Source organism: Streptomyces sp. (genome assembly GCF_031181555.1).
GTDB classification, from domain to species: domain Bacteria; phylum Actinomycetota; class Actinomycetes; order Streptomycetales; family Streptomycetaceae; genus Streptomyces; species Streptomyces fimbriatus.
In genome coordinates this window covers 19,256-35,963 of the sequence record NZ_JAPSKQ010000055.1, presented here as the reverse complement: position 1 = coordinate 35,963, position 16,708 = coordinate 19,256, and the positions used below count along the sequence as shown (strand labels likewise).

Annotated in this window: 16 protein-coding genes and 1 pseudogene; 5 read left to right on the top strand and 12 right to left on the bottom strand. The window is 74.4% G+C overall.

Translation table 11 applies throughout. The features are described from left to right. The coding region (locus RIM90_RS14270; RefSeq protein WP_309061056.1) for a histidine phosphatase family protein at positions 1-258 on the top strand (258 nt) is incomplete at its 5' end. Between the two features lie 32 nt (positions 259-290). On the opposite strand, the gene RIM90_RS14265 is transcribed toward RIM90_RS14270, so the two are convergent. Then, on the bottom strand, positions 291-737 hold the full coding sequence (locus RIM90_RS14265) for a PPOX class F420-dependent oxidoreductase (RefSeq protein ID WP_309061055.1): 447 nt from the start codon (positions 735-737) through the stop codon (positions 291-293). A gap of 92 nt (positions 738-829) precedes the next feature. Here RIM90_RS14265 and RIM90_RS14260 point away from each other — a divergent pair, with 92 nt between their 5' ends. After that, entirely contained in the window at positions 830-2,059 is a 1,230-nt protein-coding gene (locus RIM90_RS14260; protein WP_309061054.1) for a serine hydrolase domain-containing protein, read from the top strand. 25 nt (positions 2,060-2,084) lie between these two features. On the opposite strand, the gene ribA is transcribed toward RIM90_RS14260, so the two are convergent. Beyond that, positions 2,085-2,744, bottom strand: a complete 660-nt coding sequence (gene ribA, locus RIM90_RS14255; protein ID WP_309061053.1) for a GTP cyclohydrolase II — start codon at positions 2,742-2,744, stop codon at positions 2,085-2,087. Positions 2,745-2,792: 48 nt separating this feature from the next. On the opposite strand from ribA, the gene RIM90_RS14250 reads away from it, so the two are divergent. Continuing rightward, positions 2,793-3,605, top strand: a complete 813-nt coding sequence (locus tag RIM90_RS14250) for a creatininase family protein (RefSeq protein ID WP_309061052.1) — start codon at positions 2,793-2,795, stop codon at positions 3,603-3,605. A gap of 143 nt (positions 3,606-3,748) precedes the next feature. Here RIM90_RS14250 and RIM90_RS14245 read toward each other — a convergent pair. The 5 genes and pseudogenes from RIM90_RS14245 to RIM90_RS14225 all read right to left on the bottom strand — a co-directional run. Next, positions 3,749-4,672, bottom strand: a pseudogene (locus tag RIM90_RS14245) (lysylphosphatidylglycerol synthase transmembrane domain-containing protein); the annotation flags it as partial. After that, the gene (locus RIM90_RS14240; RefSeq protein ID WP_309061051.1) at positions 4,669-5,718 is read right to left on the bottom strand and encodes a class I SAM-dependent methyltransferase; all 1,050 of its coding nucleotides are present in this window, start codon (positions 5,716-5,718) and stop codon (positions 4,669-4,671) included. The pseudogene RIM90_RS14245 and the gene RIM90_RS14240, both read right to left, overlap by 4 nt. After that, positions 5,715-6,905 carry a glycosyltransferase family 4 protein gene (locus tag RIM90_RS14235; RefSeq protein WP_309061050.1) on the bottom strand — a complete coding sequence of 397 codons (1,191 nt, stop codon included), beginning with the start codon at positions 6,903-6,905 and terminating at the stop codon, positions 5,715-5,717. Before RIM90_RS14235 ends, RIM90_RS14240 begins: the two co-directional genes overlap by 4 nt. Continuing rightward, the gene (locus RIM90_RS14230) at positions 6,902-7,300 is read right to left on the bottom strand and encodes a 6-carboxytetrahydropterin synthase (protein WP_309061049.1); all 399 of its coding nucleotides are present in this window, start codon (positions 7,298-7,300) and stop codon (positions 6,902-6,904) included. Before RIM90_RS14230 ends, RIM90_RS14235 begins: the two co-directional genes overlap by 4 nt. 198 nt (positions 7,301-7,498) lie before the next feature. Further along, positions 7,499-8,476 (bottom strand): zinc-binding alcohol dehydrogenase, encoded by a 978-nt coding sequence (locus tag RIM90_RS14225; RefSeq protein WP_309061048.1) that lies wholly within the window; start codon positions 8,474-8,476, stop codon positions 7,499-7,501. A 108-nt stretch (positions 8,477-8,584) separates the two neighbouring features. Here RIM90_RS14225 and RIM90_RS14220 point away from each other — a divergent pair, with 108 nt between their 5' ends. Continuing rightward, positions 8,585-9,349 carry a CDP-alcohol phosphatidyltransferase family protein gene (locus RIM90_RS14220; protein ID WP_309061047.1) on the top strand — a complete coding sequence of 255 codons (765 nt, stop codon included), beginning with the start codon at positions 8,585-8,587 and terminating at the stop codon, positions 9,347-9,349. 64 nt (positions 9,350-9,413) lie between these two features. On the opposite strand, the gene RIM90_RS14215 is transcribed toward RIM90_RS14220, so the two are convergent. From RIM90_RS14215 to RIM90_RS14200, 4 genes are all read right to left on the bottom strand, one after another. Next, the gene (locus RIM90_RS14215) at positions 9,414-10,640 is read right to left on the bottom strand and encodes an MFS transporter (protein WP_309061046.1); all 1,227 of its coding nucleotides are present in this window, start codon (positions 10,638-10,640) and stop codon (positions 9,414-9,416) included. Continuing rightward, positions 10,637-12,136 (bottom strand): ABC transporter permease subunit, encoded by a 1,500-nt coding sequence (locus RIM90_RS14210; RefSeq protein ID WP_375165444.1) that lies wholly within the window; start codon positions 12,134-12,136, stop codon positions 10,637-10,639. Before RIM90_RS14210 ends, RIM90_RS14215 begins: the two co-directional genes overlap by 4 nt. 318 nt (positions 12,137-12,454) lie before the next feature. Further along, positions 12,455-13,948, bottom strand: coding sequence for an ABC transporter substrate-binding protein (locus RIM90_RS14205; RefSeq protein ID WP_375165443.1), 1,494 nt, complete (start codon positions 13,946-13,948; stop codon positions 12,455-12,457). A gap of 9 nt (positions 13,949-13,957) precedes the next feature. Then, positions 13,958-14,503 (bottom strand): GNAT family N-acetyltransferase, encoded by a 546-nt coding sequence (locus tag RIM90_RS14200; RefSeq protein ID WP_309061043.1) that lies wholly within the window; start codon positions 14,501-14,503, stop codon positions 13,958-13,960. 141 nt (positions 14,504-14,644) lie between these two features. On the opposite strand from RIM90_RS14200, the gene RIM90_RS14195 reads away from it, so the two are divergent. Continuing rightward, a complete protein-coding gene (locus tag RIM90_RS14195; RefSeq protein ID WP_309061057.1) occupies positions 14,645-15,607 on the top strand; it encodes an ATP-binding protein in 963 nt (320 codons plus the stop codon). A 158-nt stretch (positions 15,608-15,765) separates the two neighbouring features. On the opposite strand, the gene RIM90_RS14190 is transcribed toward RIM90_RS14195, so the two are convergent. Continuing rightward, positions 15,766-16,308 carry a hypothetical protein gene (locus RIM90_RS14190; RefSeq protein ID WP_309061042.1) on the bottom strand — a complete coding sequence of 181 codons (543 nt, stop codon included), beginning with the start codon at positions 16,306-16,308 and terminating at the stop codon, positions 15,766-15,768. Between the last annotated feature and the right edge of the window lie 400 nt (positions 16,309-16,708).

Sequence of the window (16,708 nt, the reverse complement as noted above, 5' to 3'; positions counted from 1 at the left end):
GGTCCGGACCTTCCCGGCGAGTCACCGGAGCAGGTGGGCGAGCGCGCCGACCGGGTGCTGGCCCGGGTGGCCGGGGCGCTCGACGGGGGCGACGTGATGCTGGTGGCCCACGGTCACCTGCTCCGCGTGCTGACGGCCCGCCGCCTGGGCCTGCCGCCGGCCGAGGGGCGCCTGTTCCGCCTGGAGACGGGCACGCTGAGCCGGCTGTCGCTGGAACACGGCAGGCCCGTGATCGCGGAGTGGAACACCCGGCCGTGAACGGCGCGGGCACCGGTCGTCCGACGGGGGGCCTACCCCCCGTCGCCCCGCGGGATCCCGTACACCCGCTCCACCCGCAGCCGCAGCACCAGCCGCCGGTCGCGGACCATCGCGGCGCGGTAGTCGTCCCAGTCTGGATGCTCACCGGCGACGTCCCGGTACAACCGGACGAGCTCCTCCACCGCCTCGTCGTGCGGGTCGGCCGCGACGGCCGAGAGCTCGGCGGTGCCCTCGGCGACCGCGTAGGCCCACCGGTCGGAGGTGGTCACGTGGTACGAGACCCGCGGATCCCGCCGCACGTTGCGCGTCTTGGCGCGGTCGTCCGTCACCGAGACGCGCACGACCCGCTCGTCCGGGTAGTAGGCGTGGTTGACGTTGGACAGCTGAGGCCGTCCGTCACGCTTCAGCGTGACGAGCACTCCGCTGTTCCCCTCGGCGAGCAGCCCGAGCAGCGCGTCCTGCGTGGCGTCCTGAGTCATACCCGGTCAACGGGCCACACGGGGCCGGCGTTCCCGCCGGCACCCGGTGGGGTAGGCCGCATTCACTCGACGAGCGGAAGCGGAGGAGAGCGATGGCACTGCTGCAGCAAGAGGTCGGCCCGGAGGAGGCCGGGCTGGATGCCGGGGCGCTGGAGCGCCTGGACCGGCACCTCGCGCACCGGGTCGACGAGGGACGGATGCCCGGGTTCCTCGTGGCCGTCGCGCGGGGCGGACGCGTCGCGCACCTCACGGCGTACGGGGCGCGGGACGTCGCGGCCGGGCTGCCGGTGGAGAGCGACACGCTGTGGCGGATCTACTCCATGACCAAGCCGGTGACGTCCGTGGGCGCGCTGATGCTGGTGGAGGAGGGGCGGCTGGCGCTGGACGAGCCGGTCGGGCGCCATCTGCCGGCCTTCGCCGAACCCCGGGTGTACGAGGGCGGGTCCGGCGACGACGTACGGACCCGGCCCGCCTCCGGGCCCCTGCTCGTCCGGCATCTGATGACCCACACCGCCGGGCTGACGTTCGGCTTCTACCGCACCCACCCCGTCGACGCGCTGTACCGGGCGGCCGGGCTGGAGTCGTCGGTGGTGCCGGGGGCCTCCCTCGCCGAGACCGTCGACCTGTACGCGCGTCTTCCGCTGCAGTTCGATCCGGGGACGCAGTGGAACTACTCGGTGGCCTCCAACGTGCTGGGGCGGATCATCGAGGTGGTGTCCGGGCAGCCGCTGGACGTCTTCCTCGCCGAGCGGGTCTTCCGGCCTCTGGGGATGGCGGACGCCGGGTTCCAGGTCACCGACGAGCAGGCGGGGCGGCTCGCGGAGATGTACGGGGAGACGGAGGACGGGGGCATCGAGGCCGTCGCCGGACTGCCGTTGCGGGGGCGGCCGCGGTTCCTGTCCGGCAGCGGGGGGATGGTGGCCTCCGCCCACGACATGCACCGGTTCATGGAACTGCTGCGCCGGCGCGGCGAGCTCGACGGCGTGCGGCTGCTCGCGCCGAAGACCGTGGACCTGATGACCCGCAACCACCTCCCCGGCGGCGCCGATCTGCGCGCCTTCGGCAGCCGCCCCGCGCACGACGACCCCGGGAACGACGGCGTCGGCTTCGGGCTCGGCGTCTCCGTCGTCGTCGACCCGTCCCGCACACAGGTCCCGTCCGGTCCCGGCACGTACGGCTGGAGCGGGGTGGCCACCACCACCTTCTGGATCGACCCGGGCCGCGACCTGACCGTGCAGTTCTACACGCAGGTGCGGCCCAGGTCCTCCAACCCGGTGTTCCGGGAACTGAGGCGGCTGGTGCACGACGCCGTGACCGGCTGACCGGGGACGCGGCCCGCGGCGCCGGTCACGACCAGTGCGCCACCGCGTCGAGGTGGGGCAGGTGGTGGTCGAGGCGTTCCCGCTTGGTGCGCAGATAGGTGATGTTGTTCTCGCACGGCGGGATCAGCAGCGGCACCTGCTCGGCGACCTGGATGCCGTGCCGGACCAGCGCCTCCCGCTTGCGCGGGTTGTTGGACATCAGCCGCACCGACCGCACGCCCAGGTCCTGGAGCATCCCGGCGGCGACGGCGTAGTCGCGGGCGTCCACCGGCAGGCCGAGGGCGAGGTTCGCCTCGACGGTGTCCAGGCCCTCCGCCTGCAGGGCCATCGCGCGCAGCTTGGCGAGCAGGCCGATGCCGCGGCCCTCGTGCCCTCTCAAGTAGGCGACGACGCCCGCCCCTTCGGCGACGACCGCGCGCAGCGCCGAGGCCAGCTGGTCGCCGCACTCGCAGTGCCGGGAACCGAAGGCGTCACCCGTCAGGCATTCCGAGTGCAGCCGGGTGAGGACACCGTCCGTGCCGATGTCGCCGTACACCAGGGCCACTTGCTCGTCACCGCGGTCGTGGTCCAGATAGCCGATCGCCTGGAATTTCCCGTACACGGTGGGCAGCGGCGCATTCACGACGCGTTCCACACCGGTCCGCTGCGGAGACTTCTTGCCGAGTACGCCTACTTTTTCTGTCATGATTCTCGAGTTCCTCAGTCCTGAGCAGAGACGAAAGGCCGTGACGATATGGGTGGTTCGCAAAAACGGTCGGCGGCATACGGTCCGGGGTACGGTCTGCTGCCGGCGGACACCACGGAGGATGTACGGACGCGGGGCGCCGGTGTCTCACGGCAGGTCGCGGTTCTTCCCGTCGGGAGTTTCGAGCAGCACGGCCCGTTCCTGCCGCTGGCGACCGACACGCTGGTCGCCTGTGCCGTCGCGCGGGAGATCGCCGACGCGTACCCGGTGCACCTCCTTCCTCCGGTGACGATCTCCTGCTCGCACGAGCACGCCGCCTGGCCGGGGACCGTCTCCCTCTCCTCCGTGACCCTCCACGCGGTGATACGGGACATCGCCGACTCGCTCCGCCGGTCGGGCGTGGACGCCCTGGTGCTGGTCAACGGGCACGGCGGGAACTACGTACTCGGCAACGTCGTCCAGGAATCCTCCGCGCGCGGCGAGCGGATGGCGCTGTTCCCTGCGCCGGAGGACTGGGAGGCGGCGCGGCGACGGGCCGGTGTGGTCACCTCGTTGCTCACCGACATGCACGCGGGGGAGATCGAGACCTCCGTCCTTCTGCACACTCACCCCGAATTGCTCCGGCCCGGTTACGAGACCTCCGATTCCGTCGCGGACGACCGGCGTCATCTGCTCACCCTCGGCATGTCCGCCTATACCGATTCCGGTGTCATCGGCCGCCCTTCACTGGGTTCGGCGGAAAAGGGAAAGGAACTGCTGGCGAGTCTGGCGGATTCCTTCGGCGCGTATTTCTCCCTGTTGACCTCCGAGGGCGGCACGGCGGACACGGCCGGCACGGCGGACGGCGACGGGCGCGGGTAGGCACCCTTCCGCGCGCCGGGTGACGCGGTGGACCGGGACCCGGTGCGCAGGCCCGTGTACCAGCGGGCGACGAGCACGGCGGCCCCGGGCAGGCTCGCGACGAGACTGAGCACTCCGTAGACCACCGCGACGGCCAGCCCCCGGCCGGCGCCGAGCCCGGCGGCGCCGAACGCCCAGGCGGTGACACCCTCCCGGGGCCCCCAGCCGCCGACGTTCAGCGGCAGCCCCATGGCGAGCAGCGCCAGCACGGCGAGCGGCAGCAGCTCGGTCACGGAGGCATCGGCCCCGACGACACGGGCGGCGAGCACGAACATCGCGACGTAACCGGCCAGCACGACGGCGGAGGAGACGAGGACCCCGGGCGCGTTGCGCCGGGAGAGGAGTCCCTCGCGCGCCTCGGCGAGCACCCCGCGCAGCGCCCGCCCCCGGCGCGACGGCGCCCGGTTCATGCGCAGGGCGAGGACGACGGCGCAGGTGCCCAGCGCGGCGAGGCCGACGAGCGGGGCGGCGTGCCGGACCCCGTCCCGTACCGGGGACGGCGCGGTCAGCAGCACCACGGCCCCGGCCGCGAACAGCGCGAGCTGCCCGGCGGTCCGCTCCAGGACCACCGCCCGCACCCCGCGCCCCAGGTCACCGGCGCTCCGCCCGTGCCGCACCGCCCGGTGGACATCGCCGAGGACGCCTCCGGGCAGCGCCGCGTTGAGGAACAGGGCCCGGTAGTAGTCGGCGACGGCCGATCCGAGCGGCAGCCGGATCCTCAGGCCCCGGGCCACCAGTGCCCAGCGCCAGGCGCTGAAGACGGTGGTCACCAGCCCGATCCCGAGCGCCGCGAGCAGCGCCGGCCCGTCGATGCGGCGCAGCCCGTCCAGGAAGGCACCGGTACCGAGACGCCACAGCAGGACGGCGAGGACGACGGCACCGGCGAGGGTGCCGAGGCGGGTGCGTGCCGTGCGGGTGCGGAGACGGGCGAGGAGTCCGTGGGATGCGGTCCCGGGGGGTGCGGTCCCGCCCTGTGCGGGCGGTGCGGGAGCCCCCACCGTGGGGGGGCGGGCCGTCCCCGCGCTCATGCGGCCCCGTCCACCGGCCGGCACAGGGCGAGCAGGTCGCTGTGGTGGACGACGACCCGCAACTCCCCCGCCGCGCAGGCCGCAAGACGCTCGGTCAGGTAGTGGTCGGCGCGCTCCGCCAGTTCGGGCCGTTCCTCGACCGCCGCGCCGACCCAGCCCCGCAGCCACTGCTCGGTCAGCGCGGCCTGCCCGGGGCCGAGCCGCCAGGGGCTGGGGTTCAGCCGTACCGTCGCGCCGTGCTCGCCGAACGCCTCCGCCGCCGCCGTGACCGCGTCCGGGCCGAGCAGGCCGCCTCGGCGCTGGTGGGCGTTGAACGCCTCGGTGATCTCCTGGTCCATCGGGTGCGGCGCGGTCAGTTCGACGCGCCCGGCGACGGACAGCGTGAGCAGGGCCGGGCAGCCGGCCCCGGCGCAGGCGGCGGCGAGGGCCTCGACCTCCTCGCGGGTGAGGACGTCGAGCAGCGCGGACGCCGTCACCAGGGAGGCGCCGGCCAGCGCGTCCGGGGTGAGCCGGGCGATGTCGCCGCGCCGGGTCTCGACGGTGACGCGGCTGCCGTCGGCGGCGGAGCGCGGGGAGGCGACGGCGGCGAAGTGCAGCAGGTAGGGGTCGCGGTCGTGCAGGATCCAGTGCTGGGCGCCGTCCAGGTGGGGCGCGAGCCAGCGGCCCATCGAGCCGGTGCCGCAACCGATGTCGTGGACGACGAGTCCGCCGGTCCGCCGCGGCAGGTCGGCGAGCCGGATGCGCAACGGGTCGAGCAGGTCGTGCGAGCGGGCGTCGGCGTCGGCGGGCTCGCGCAGCTGAAGCCACTCGGGCGCGTACCGGGGCGGTTCCCCGGCCCCGTCCCCGGTCCCGCGCAGTCGCAGGGTGGCCAGCTCTCCGGGGCGGGGCGCGGGGCCGGCGCCGGGGATGACGGCGGGGCGGGCGGCGGTGCTCTCGGGTTCCGCGGCGTCCCCTCGCCGTCCGGACACGGCCTCCGCGACGTCCCGGGGACCGGGCCGGGCCGGGATCGTGCCGCCGTGCCGCGTGGTGGTCACCGGTTCGGTCATGCCGCCCTCCGGGGGCCGGTCGGGAGCCGGCGCAGGACCGCCGCCAGGCTCTGTGCGGTGCTCGCCCAGCCGCCGAGCGCGGCACGCCGGCCGCGGGCGGCGGCCTTCAGCCGGCGCCGCACATCGGCCTCGCCGAACCAGCAGCGCAGTTCGGAGGCGATGGCGCCGGGGTCCTCCGGCGGGACGAGGATGCCGGGCACCGAGCCGTCGGGCGCCCGGCCGACCGCCTCGGGCAGCCCGCCGACGTCGGTGGCCAGCACCGGGATGCCGCGCGCCAGCGCCTCGGTGACCGCCATGCCGTACGTCTCCGCGTACGACGTGAGGACCATGAGGTCCGCGGCGGCGTAACTGGCGTCGAGCGCGGTGCCGGACCGCGGTCCGGTCAGTTCGAGCCGGTCCTCGAGGCCGTGCCCACGGATCAGGGACCGCAGGTGGGCGACGTACCCGGGGTCCTGGGTGGTCCCGCCGACGAGGGCGCAGGTCCACGGCAGGTCGGCCACCGCCGCCAGCGCCTGCACGAGCCGGTGCTGCCCCTTGCGCGGTGTCACGGCGGCCACGCACAGAAGGCGTGAGACGCCGTCGGTGCCGGGCGCCAGGGGCGCGGTGTCGGCGCCGGGGGCGGCGGCGTGGACGCGGTCGGGGGCGAGGCCGTGGTGGGAGACGAGACGGCGCACCGCCCAGTCGCTGGTGGCGATCACGGCGGGCACCGCCCGCAGCACCGCGCGCTCGCGGACGTCCAGGTCGGCGGCGACGGCCGGGTCGAGCCCGGTCTCGTCGCCGAGCGGGAGGTGGACGAGGACGGCCGTCCGCAGCCGCCGCGCCTGAGGGACGACGATCTCGGGAACCCCGCAGGCGACCAGCCCGTCGAGCAGGACGACGGCGCCGTCCGGCAGTTCGCCCAGGGTGCGGGCGAGCGCCGTGCGGGCGGCGGCTCCCGGCCGGGGCCAGTCACCGGCCACGGCGTGCCGGTCGACCTGCCAGCCGAAGCCGGGCAGGTCCAGGCACACCCGCCGGTCGTAGGCGTTGCCGCCGCTCGGCGCGGCCGGGTCGTCGACACCGCCCGGCATCACGAAGTGCACCGTGCGCAGGGACATGGGGATGATCCCGTCGTTCCTCCGGGAGGCCGCCTGCGGGGGGACGTAGTCCAGGCGGGCGGCCCCGGCCCGGTCGATGGTCGTGTCGGTCACAGGGCACGCTCGTAACTCGCCCAGGCGATGTGCGACTCGTGCAGTGTGACGGCGATCCCGGCGATGCCCTTGGCGCCCTCGCCCAGCGCTCCCCTGTGGATGCGCTCGGCGAGACGGTCGGCGATGACCTTGGCCAGGTACTCGGTGGAGGTGTTGACCCCCGAGAAGTCGGGTTCGTTGTCGAGGTTGCGGTAGTTCAGCTCGCCGACGACGGCCCCGAGCTCCCGCGTGGCCAGTCCGATGTCGACCACGATGTTGTCCTCGTCCAGCTGTTCGCGCCGGAACGTGGCGTCCACGAGGAACGTGGCCCCGTGCAGGCGCTGGGCCGGTCCGAAGACCTCGCCGCGGAAGCTGTGGGCGATCATGATGTGATCGCGGACGGTGATGCTGAACAACGGACGACCCTCCAGGTGCGGCGCGTCTGCTCCCCGGCCGGTCTCCGCCGGGGATGCCGTGTAGTACGGCTGACCGTCTTCCCGCGTTCAGCGTCCGCCACGTCTCTTCCCGGGTCGGGCGCGCTCGTTCTCCCGGGGCGGGTTCGCGCCCCGGGGCGGGGGTCCGCGCCGCGAGACGCCTTCTGGTGCGGCGCGGTCTCATGGCGTGCCGTAGCGGACGCGGTGACACAGCGCCGGGATCTCGCCGGAGGCGAGCCGGGGCATGACGTCGGGCAGTTCCTCGAAGGCGGACTCGCCGGTGACGAGGGCGTCGAGCGCGGGGTCGGCGAGCAGGTCGAGGGCGAGGGCGAGCCGGTCGGCGTAGCCGCGGTTCGCGCGGGCCGGGGAGACCGTGCCGACCTGGCTGCTGCGGATGACCAGCCGCCGTGAGTGGAAGGCCTCACCCAGCGGGAGGCTCACCTTCCGGTCGCCGTACCAGCTCAGTTCGACGACCGTGCCCTCGGCGGTGAGCAGCTCGAGTGCCCGGCTCAGCCCCTGCTCGGTGGCGCTGGCGTGCACGACCAGGTCGCACTCGCCGAGGGCGTCCTGGGGCGACGCGAAGCCGACGCCGAGCGCCTCGGCGGTCCTCGCCCGCGCGGGATCGGTGTCGACGAGCTGGACGCGTACGCCGGGGAAGCGTGCCAGCAGCGCGGCCACCGAGCAGCCGACCATGCCGCCGCCGACGACGGCGATCCGGTCGCCGACCAGCGGTGCCGCGTCCCACAGGGCGTTGACGGCGGTCTCCACGGTGCCGGCCAGCACCGCCCGTCCGGCGGGCACGCCGTCCGGCACGGGCGTGACGGCGCCCGCCGGAACGACGTACCGGGTCTGATGCGGATAGAGGCAGAAGACCGTCCGGCCGGTGAGCTCCTCGGGCCCCTCCTCCACCACCCCCACGTTGAGGTAGCCGTACTTCACCGGCGCCGGGAAGTCGCCCTCCTGGAACGGCGCCCGCATGGCCGCGTACTGGCTCTCCGGCACCCCGCCGCGGAAGACGAGCGTCTCCGTGCCGCGGCTCACCCCGGAGTAGAGCGAGCGCACCAGCACCTCGCCCTCGCCGGGAACCGGCAGGGCGACCTCGCGGATCCCCCCTCGTCCGGGCGAGTCGAGCCAGAACGCACGAGCGGTGCGGTTCATCGGGGTCCTCCTGAACGATCGGGAAGCTGCACGCGTACCGAGTGGTGCACAGGCCGCGCACAAGGCAGCGGCGTTGATCGACTCTGTCACACGGCCGGAGGGTGTTCGGTGGCCCTGAACAACAGTTACGACGCGAGGCTCGTACAGCAGGAGACCGCCGTGGGGGCGGGCGTGCAGATCCTGTTGCTGGCCCTGATCGGTACGGCGATCGGCATGGGCCCGGCGGGCTGGCTGACCGGCCTCGCGTTCGCCGTCGCCACCTGGGCGGTGCTCTCCCGGGCCCTGCACCGGTCCCGGCCGCGCTCCTTCGGCGCGGCCAACCGGGTGACCCTCGGCCGGGCCGCCCTGGTCGGCGGGGTGACCGCGCTGGTCGCCGACTCGTTCCAGGACTCGCCGCCCGTCTCCCTCTTCGTCGGCCTGACCGCCGTGGCGCTGATCCTCGACGGCGTGGACGGGAAGGTGGCGCGCAGGACCGGTACGTCGACTCCGCTGGGCGCCCGCTTCGACATGGAGGTGGACGCCTTCCTGATCCTGGTGCTGAGCGTGTACGTGGCGACGGCGATGGGGCCGTGGGTGCTGCTCATCGGCTCGATGCGGTACGTCTTCGTCGCGGCGGCGCGCGTCTGGCCCTGGCTGACCGCCCCGCTCCCGCCGAGCACGGCCCGCAAGGCGGTGGCCGCGCTCCAGGGGGTTCTGTTGCTGCTGGCGGGTGCGGACCTGCTGCCGCACGTGGCCAATGTCGGTGTGGTGGTGCTGGCGCTGGGGCTGCTGGCGTGGTCGTTCGGACGCGATGTGCTGTGGCTGTGGCGGACGTCGCGGGTGCGGGCGGCGGCTCCCGCCGCTGCCGAGGTGCGGGAACTGGTCGCCGGGTGACGCGGGACGGGACGGGCGGGATGCCGTGCGGGCCGCGAGGCGGGACGAACGGGGCGCGGGGCGGTCACGGGCGCCTCGGGAGCAACCCCACCGCCACCGCCGTCACCGCGGCCGGCACCAGCCACGGCACCGCCGGCGGCAGCCCCGCGTCCAGCAGCGTCCCGGTCGCCGAGCTGCCGAGCAGGACGATCAGGCCGGAGACCGAGGACAGCGCCCCGGTGTAGAGGCCGATCCGGCCCTCCTCGGCGAGGTCGGGCACCCAGGCGCGGGCCACGGGCACGACGAGCATCTGGCCGAGGGTGAGCAGGACGACGAACCCGGCCGCGGGCACCAGCCCGGCGGTCCCCGACCACCCGGCGGGACGCGCCGCCGCCACGACGGCGAAACCGGCCGCGACGAGCAGCAGACCGGCCGCCATGGACCGGCGCATCGCCAGCCGCTCCCCCGCCCAGCGGGTGACCGGCAGCTGCGCGGTCACCACCAGCAGCGAGGACAGGGCGAACAGCCAGGCCAGCGCCGTCTGGGAACCGGTGACGCGCTCCACCTCCTCGGGGAGGGCGAGATACATCTGGTTGTAGGCGAGCAGGTAGGCGCCGTAGGCGCAGCACAGGCCGAGGAAGGGCCGGTTGCGCAGCACCAGCCGCAGCCCGCCCCTGAACGGCGTCCGGCCCCGTCCCGGTATGCGCTGCGGCAGCAGCCGGGCGTGACCGGCGAGCACCAGCACGAAGACCCCGGCGCCCGCCAGGCACGCGGTACGGAAGTCCACCGCCAGCAGCAGCGCCCCCAGCAACGGCCCGACGAACGCCCCGGCCTGTCCCGCCACGGTGAACAGCGCCAGCACGCGGGTACGGGACCCTCCGCCCGCCTCCTCCCACACGACCGCCTGCCGAGCCGCCTCGGACTCGACGGCCGGTGAGAACAGTGCGGCGGCGAACCCGATCAGCGCCACCGCGCAGATCACCGCCCAGGTCCGCTCGGCGTACCCCAGCCACACGAACCCGGCGATCCGCAGCGCGCACCCCGCGAGCACCACCGGCCGGATGCCGTACCGGTCGGCCAGCGCCCCGCCGACCACGAACAGCCCCTGCTGGCTGAACGTCCTCAGTCCCAGCACCAGCCCGACCAGCCAGCCCGCCATTCCCATGGCCTGTCCCAGATGCGCGGACAGGAAGGGCAGCACGGCGTAGAACCCGAGGTTGAAGGCGAGTTGGGTGAGGATCAGCAGCCGCAGCAGCGGGGAGAGCCGGGAGCGGCCCGATGCCTTGTGCGGGCCGGTGGACAGAGAGGTCATCGCGCTTCCACCAGTTCTCCGGCGAGCGGCGACGGGCGTGCGGACGCCGCCTCGGGCCCACGGTCCCCGGGCCGCCGCCCCGGCCCGCGCCGCCGCCCCGGCCACCGCACCCCGCCCGCCGCGGTCACCGCGAGCGCCCCGAGCAGGGCGAGGACGGCGGCCGGGGCGAGCACGGCCCAGGGGGCGCGTTCGGCGTAGGGCCGGTTCTCGGCGAGGAGCAGTCCCCACTCCGGTGACGGCGGCTGGGCGCCGAGGCCGAGGAAGCCGAGGGAGGCGAGGGCGAGGGCGATCCCGGGCAGCCGCAGCAGCGCGTGGCGGGTGACGGGCGGCAGCACGGCGGGCAGCAGTTCACGGCGCAGCAGGTACCAGCGGCTCGCGCCGAATCCCCGGGTGGCCGCGAAGTGCAGGGTGGCGCGCTCCTGGATCAGCAGCGCGGAGGTGTGCGCGGCGAGCGGGGTCCAGGCGACGGCGGTGACGGCGATCGCGGGAGTGGCGGCCCCGCCGCCGACGGCGGCGGTGACGAGCAGCGCGCCGAGCACCGGGGGCACGGCGTTCACCGTGTCGGCGAGCGGCCCCGACAGCCGGGGCGCCAGCCCCAGCAGTACCCCGACGCACAGGGCCACGGCGCTGATGGCGAGGGCGAGCAGCAGGGTGTCGAGGGCGCCGTGCCCGACCCGGGCGAGCAGGTCCCGGCCGAGGGCGTCGGTGCCGAACGGGTGTGCCGGGGAGGGCGGCAGGAGCCGTTCCCCCGTGTTCAGCGCGAGCGGGTCGCGTGGCAGGCCGAACGCGACCACGGCGAGCAGGGCCCCGCCGTATCCGAGGGGCTGGAACCGGCGGGCGGGCGGAACCGGCCGGTGCAGGGCGGGCAGGGCCCCGTCGCGCAGGGCCGGCCCGGCGAGGAGCCGGGCCGCGAGCCGGCACGTCCCCGCGGCGACGGCCGCGAGCAGGACGAGGACGAGGGTGCCCGCCTGGAGCACGGGCAGGTCCTGGGCGAGGGCGGCCCGGAGGGTCGTACGGCCGAGGCCGGGGATGTCGAAGATCTGCTCCACGGCGACGGCCCCGCCGGTCAGGCCGACGACGAACAGCCCCGCGTTCGGCAGCAGCGCGGGCACACAGCGGCGTACCGCCCGCCGGGCGATGCGTCGGGCGGGCAGTCCCTGGGCGGCGGTGGCCAGCGCCCAGGGTTCACCGAAGGCGCCGGGCAGCAGGTCGTCGAGCAGCCGCCCCAGCACGGCCCCGGCGGGCAGACCGAGGGCGAGCGCCGGCAGCAGGGTCCACTGCGGCCCGTACCAGCCGAGGGCGGGCAGCCACCCCAACTGCACCCCGACGACGGTGGCGAGCACGGACGCGACGAGGAACTCGGGCAGCGCGGCGAGCACGGCCGACCCGCCACCCCCGGAGCGTCGGCCGTCGAGCCGCCGCCGTGCCCCGAGACGGAGCGTGCGGGCGCAGACGAGCGCGGCGGTGACGGCGGCGACGAGGAGCGCCACCGTCATCAACAGCAGGGAGGCGCCCAGCGCTCGCAGCACCTCGGGCATCACCTCGTCGCCGGAGATCCACGACCGCCCGGCGTCCCCGCGCCACAACCCGCCCAGCCACTGCCCGAGCAGGGGCAGCGGGCCGGAATCCAGCCCCAGTTGCTCGCGGATGTCCGCGAGCACCTCGGGCGAGGGGTCGCGTTCGGCCGACCGCGCCTTGAGGACGGTCAGTGCCGGATCGGTGCGCGAGAGCCAGGGCAGCAGACCGATGCCGCACACGAGGGCGGCCGCGAGCGCGGCGCGCCACAGGAGTGCGGTCAGGTGCTGTCGCACGGGTCAGCGCCGCGTTCCCGTACCGACGAGGGTGCGCTCGTGGGGATCGAGCAGCACGCCCCGCACCGAGGTGCCGACGCCGGTGATGATCCGCTGGTGCACCAGCGGCACCACGGCGTCACTGCCGAGGACGGCGGCCTCGGCGGCCATGGCCGCGTCCTGCCGCTCGCCGGGGTCGGCGGTCCGCTCGGCCTCGGCGACCGCCCGGTCGATGTCCTTGTCGCACAGCTGGGCGATGTTGTAACCGCCGTCGCAGGTGTAGTCACTGGCGAGCACGGCGACGGGGTCCCCGGTGTCGACGAGGGTGTTGCGGGCCAGCACGAAGGCGTCGAACTTCCCGTCCAGCGCGTCGGGTTCGAGCCGCGAGTACTCCCGTATCCGGAGCTTCACCCGGAAGCCGGCCTTCTCCAGCTGCTGTTTCAGCACCTGGGCGGCTTCGGGGAGTTCGGGCCGGTTGTCGTACGTCGCGAGGGTGATCGAGGTCCCCTTCGCACGGCCGGCCTCCGCCCGCCCGGCGGGCTCGACCCGCTTGCCCTCGGCCCAGGTCACGGCGGGCCCGTAGACACCGGCGCCCGGATCGGCGTACCCCTCGTACACTCCCTCGGCGAGCGCGGAGGTGTCGACGGCCGCACGGGCGGCGGCGCGCAGCTCCGGGTCCGCGAAGGGCCCGGAGGCGGAGTTGAGCAGGAGGCTGGTCGTGCGGGTGGTGGCGGTGTCGCGCCGGGTCTCCCGGTCGAGGGTGGCCGCCTGTGCGACGGGCACCGCCTCGGCGATGTCGACCTCACCGGTGCGCAGCGCGTTGGCACGGGCGGTGCCGTCGGCGATGAACCTGGCGTCGATGCCGGAGGCCTGGGCGCGGCCGCCCCAGTAGTCGTCGAAGCGGTCGAGGGCGGCGGACGAGGTCCCGTCGACCTCGGTGAGCTCGAAGGGCCCGGTGGCGGTGCCGACGGGGTCGACGCGACCGTCCGCGTCATAGGCCTTGCCGGAGAACACCGCGAGGCCCGGGCTGGACAGCCGCAGCGGGAGGACGGGATCGGGCTCGGCGGTGCGGACGGTGACCGCGCGGCTGCCGTCGGCCTCGGCGGTCAGGTCGACGCCGGAGAGGGCGGCGGGTTCGGGCTCGGCCTCGGTGGCGTGCGTGAGCGCGCCGGCGACGGCGGACGCCGTGACGTCCGTACCGTCCTGGAACCGGGCCTCGCGCAGCGTGAACACCCAGGTCCTCGCGTCCTCGCGACGCCACGACTGGGCGAGCGCGGGCGCGGCGGCACCGTTGGCGTCCATGGCGGTCAGCCCTTCGGCGACGCCGAGCCGGCTGAGGATCGTGGCGTCGGCGCCGTACGGCGAGAGCCGCTCGGCGGGCGGGAAGGCGAGCGCGACCCGCAGCCGGGACCCGCTCCTGCCGTCGCCGCCCTCCTCGGATCCACCGCCCTTGGAGGCGAAGCAGCCGGCCAGCAGCGGGGTGAGGACGAGGGCGGCGAGGAGCCGCGAGCGCAGCAGGCGCACAGGTCACCGTCCCATCGGAATCTCGAAGTGGACGACGCCGTTGCCGCCGCCCGCGTCCTCGCGTTCGTCGTGCACGACCTTGCCGAGGGACCGCCAGAAGGACTCGGCGCCCGGGACGGACGGATCCGTGTGCAGGTACACGGACCGGTAACCGCCGTCGGCGGCGGCGAAGGCGAGCAGCTCGTCGACCATGCGCCGTGCCAGGCCACGCCTGCGGTGCTCCGGCCGTACGTACACCCGCCGCAACTGTGCGGTCTCGCCGGAGGGGTAGCGCTCGGCGAGATGGCGCGGGTTCGGCGGATGGGCGGGTCCCCGGGAGTCGAGGGCCGCGGTGGCGACGACCTCGTCACCACCGCCATCGCCCGGGGCGAGCGCGACGAGCAGGGTGTGGCGGGGCGAGGCGAGGTAGGCGGCGCCCGGATCGATGATGTCGCCGTGCCAGCGCGGCACGTACCCGGTGCCGAAATCGCGGTAGACGGTGTCGAGCATCACAGCTCGCGCACGGTCGAGGTCTGCCGGGCCCGCGGCCCTGATGCTGTAGTCACGCACCTGCAAAGCATATGCATTAGCCCTTCCGAGTCGATCGGGCGGGTGAGGATCGCCCGACGCGGACGAGGGGATTTGACACCTCCCGAGCAGCGCCCTAGAACCTACCCACATGACATTCATTTTCAAAAATGCGGGGTGTCGATGAGGATCGCCTTCGTCGGCAAGGGCGGCAGCGGCAAGACGACCCTGTCCGCCCTGTTCGCCCGCCACCTGGCGCGCGACGGCGCTCCGGTCCTCGCCATCGACGGGGACATCAACCAGCACCTGGCGCAGGCGCTCGCCCCCGGCGAGGACACTCCCGTGACACCCCCTCCCCTGGGCCCCCGCCTGCACGACATCAAGACCTACCTGCGCGGCACCAACCCCCGCATCACCTCCCCCGAGTCCATGATCAAGACCACCCCGCCCGGCCGCGGCTCACGCCTGCTGCGTCTCCTCGGCGACGACGAACTGCACACGCGGCACGTCTCCCGGGCCGGCGGGGTCCCGCTGATGGTCACCGGCGAGTTCGAGGAGAGCGACCTGGGAGTGGCCTGCTACCACTCCAAGCTGGGCGCGGTGGAGCTGTACCTGGGCCACCTGGTCGACGGCCCCGGCGAGTACGTGGTGGTCGACATGACCGCGGGCGCCGACGCCTTCGCCTCCGGCCTGTTCACCCGCTTCGACCTGACCTTCCTGGTGGCCGAACCCACCCGCAAGGGCGTGTCGGTCTACCGCCAGTACCGTGACCACGCACGCGAGTTCGGCATCCGCGTCGCGGTCGTCGGCAACAAGGTGACGGGCGAGGAGGACCTGCTCTTCCTCAAGGAACAGGTGGGGGACGACCTGCTGACCCACCTGGTGCACTCGGACTGGGTACGGGCGGCGGAACAGGGCCGGGCCGGGTCGGGCGGCCTGGACGCCCTGGAGCCGCAGAACCACCACGCGTTGAACGTCCTGCGCGAGGCCGTCGACGCACGCCCCAGGGACTGGGACCGCCTGCACCGCCACGCCGTCGAGTTCCACCTCCGCAACGCCCGCGCCTGGGCCGACGCCCGCACCGGCGAGGACCTGGCGGCCCAGGTGGACCCGGACTTCGTGCCGGGCCCGGCGGCACTGTCCTGACGCATCACCCGCTCGCAGAAGGAGCGGCCGCTTCGCTTCGGTACGGGCACAGGCCCGGTACGGGCGCAGACACCGAACCGGTCACCGGGGCTCAGGGACCGCCGATCCAGCCACTTGCCCGGCCTCACGGACCCGTCACCGCCCCACTGGTCACTCGGTCACTCGACACCCGCCGCGTCGAGCAGCCGGACCACGTCCTTGCGCCCGTATCCGAGCAGGCGGGCCCGGTGTGCCGCCGTCAGCACCAAGTGCGCGACGACCTCCGCCGCGTACCCGTTCTTGCTGTCGGCGTCGAACCATTCCTGAGACTTCTCGACACCCAGGCTGTTCATCACCAGCCCGTGCTCGCGACGGACCTCCGCGACGGTACCGGCGACCGCGTCCAGGAGCGTCTTCCCCGGCCGCTCGCACTCCAGGGCCAAGCATCCCCGGTCGACCGGTACGCACCCCTCCGGCGGACGCGCCCGCAGCCCCGCGTACCGCTCGTCCCCGAATCCGGCGGCCCGGAAGTCGTCGTGCACCAGGGAGAACCGGTGGAAGCCGGGTGGTACCGGAGGCGGTGGCGGCGTGTACTCCCATCCGGCGTCCTCGTACAACTGCCGCTTGACCTCTTCTTCTTGGGCGTGCGTCACGGTGAAGCCGTTGGCGTCGTTGCGCCCGGTCGTCGTGCCGTCGGGGTTGCGGTGGAAATGCAGACCCATGTGTACTCCCGCTGCCGTGATGAGAACGAGCCGGAAGGACCCGTCGCCCGATCAAACGGGCCGCGGGTCCGGCACGTGCCCGCTCCCCGAAGCACCACCCGATCGCGTGACCGGACGCGCTGCGCGGAACCGCCGGGCAGCCCTCTGAGCACGGTGGTCCCGTCCGCCCGGTCCGGGCGCCCCCACAAGGCCGGCCTCCAACACCACCGCCACCGCCGCCACCGTCACCGTCACCGCCACCGCCACCGCCACCGCCACCGCCACCGCCACCGACGGACCGTCGTTCCGCCGGGAGCGGTTGTCAGGGGCAAGCGTTATCCTCACAAAGCGCTTGCGACACATGTGTCTTACGACCACGGGGGGTGTCCATGCACGGCCGTGACCAGAGCTTCCCTCAGGA

What these genes read in the sequence shown, in the direction of transcription:
- RIM90_RS14260 (WP_309061054.1), top strand. Translation starts at nt 830, where the DNA reads ATGGCACTGCTGCAGCAAGAGGTCGGCCCGGAGGAGGCCGGGCTGGAT.
- RIM90_RS14210 (WP_375165444.1), bottom strand. Translation starts at nt 12,136, where the DNA reads ATGACGGTGGCGCTCCTCGTCGCCGCCGTCACCGCCGCGCTCGTCTGC.
- RIM90_RS14215 (WP_309061046.1), bottom strand. Translation starts at nt 10,640, where the DNA reads ATGACCTCTCTGTCCACCGGCCCGCACAAGGCATCGGGCCGCTCCCGG.
- RIM90_RS14250 (WP_309061052.1), top strand. Translation starts at nt 2,793, where the DNA reads ATGGGTGGTTCGCAAAAACGGTCGGCGGCATACGGTCCGGGGTACGGT.
- RIM90_RS14240 (WP_309061051.1), bottom strand. Translation starts at nt 5,718, where the DNA reads ATGACCGAACCGGTGACCACCACGCGGCACGGCGGCACGATCCCGGCC.
- RIM90_RS14190 (WP_309061042.1), bottom strand. Translation starts at nt 16,308, where the DNA reads ATGGGTCTGCATTTCCACCGCAACCCCGACGGCACGACGACCGGGCGC.
- RIM90_RS14225 (WP_309061048.1), bottom strand. Translation starts at nt 8,476, where the DNA reads ATGAACCGCACCGCTCGTGCGTTCTGGCTCGACTCGCCCGGACGAGGG.
- RIM90_RS14195 (WP_309061057.1), top strand. Translation starts at nt 14,645, where the DNA reads ATGAGGATCGCCTTCGTCGGCAAGGGCGGCAGCGGCAAGACGACCCTG.
- RIM90_RS14265 (WP_309061055.1), bottom strand. Translation starts at nt 737, where the DNA reads ATGACTCAGGACGCCACGCAGGACGCGCTGCTCGGGCTGCTCGCCGAG.
- ribA (WP_309061053.1), bottom strand. Translation starts at nt 2,744, where the DNA reads ATGACAGAAAAAGTAGGCGTACTCGGCAAGAAGTCTCCGCAGCGGACC.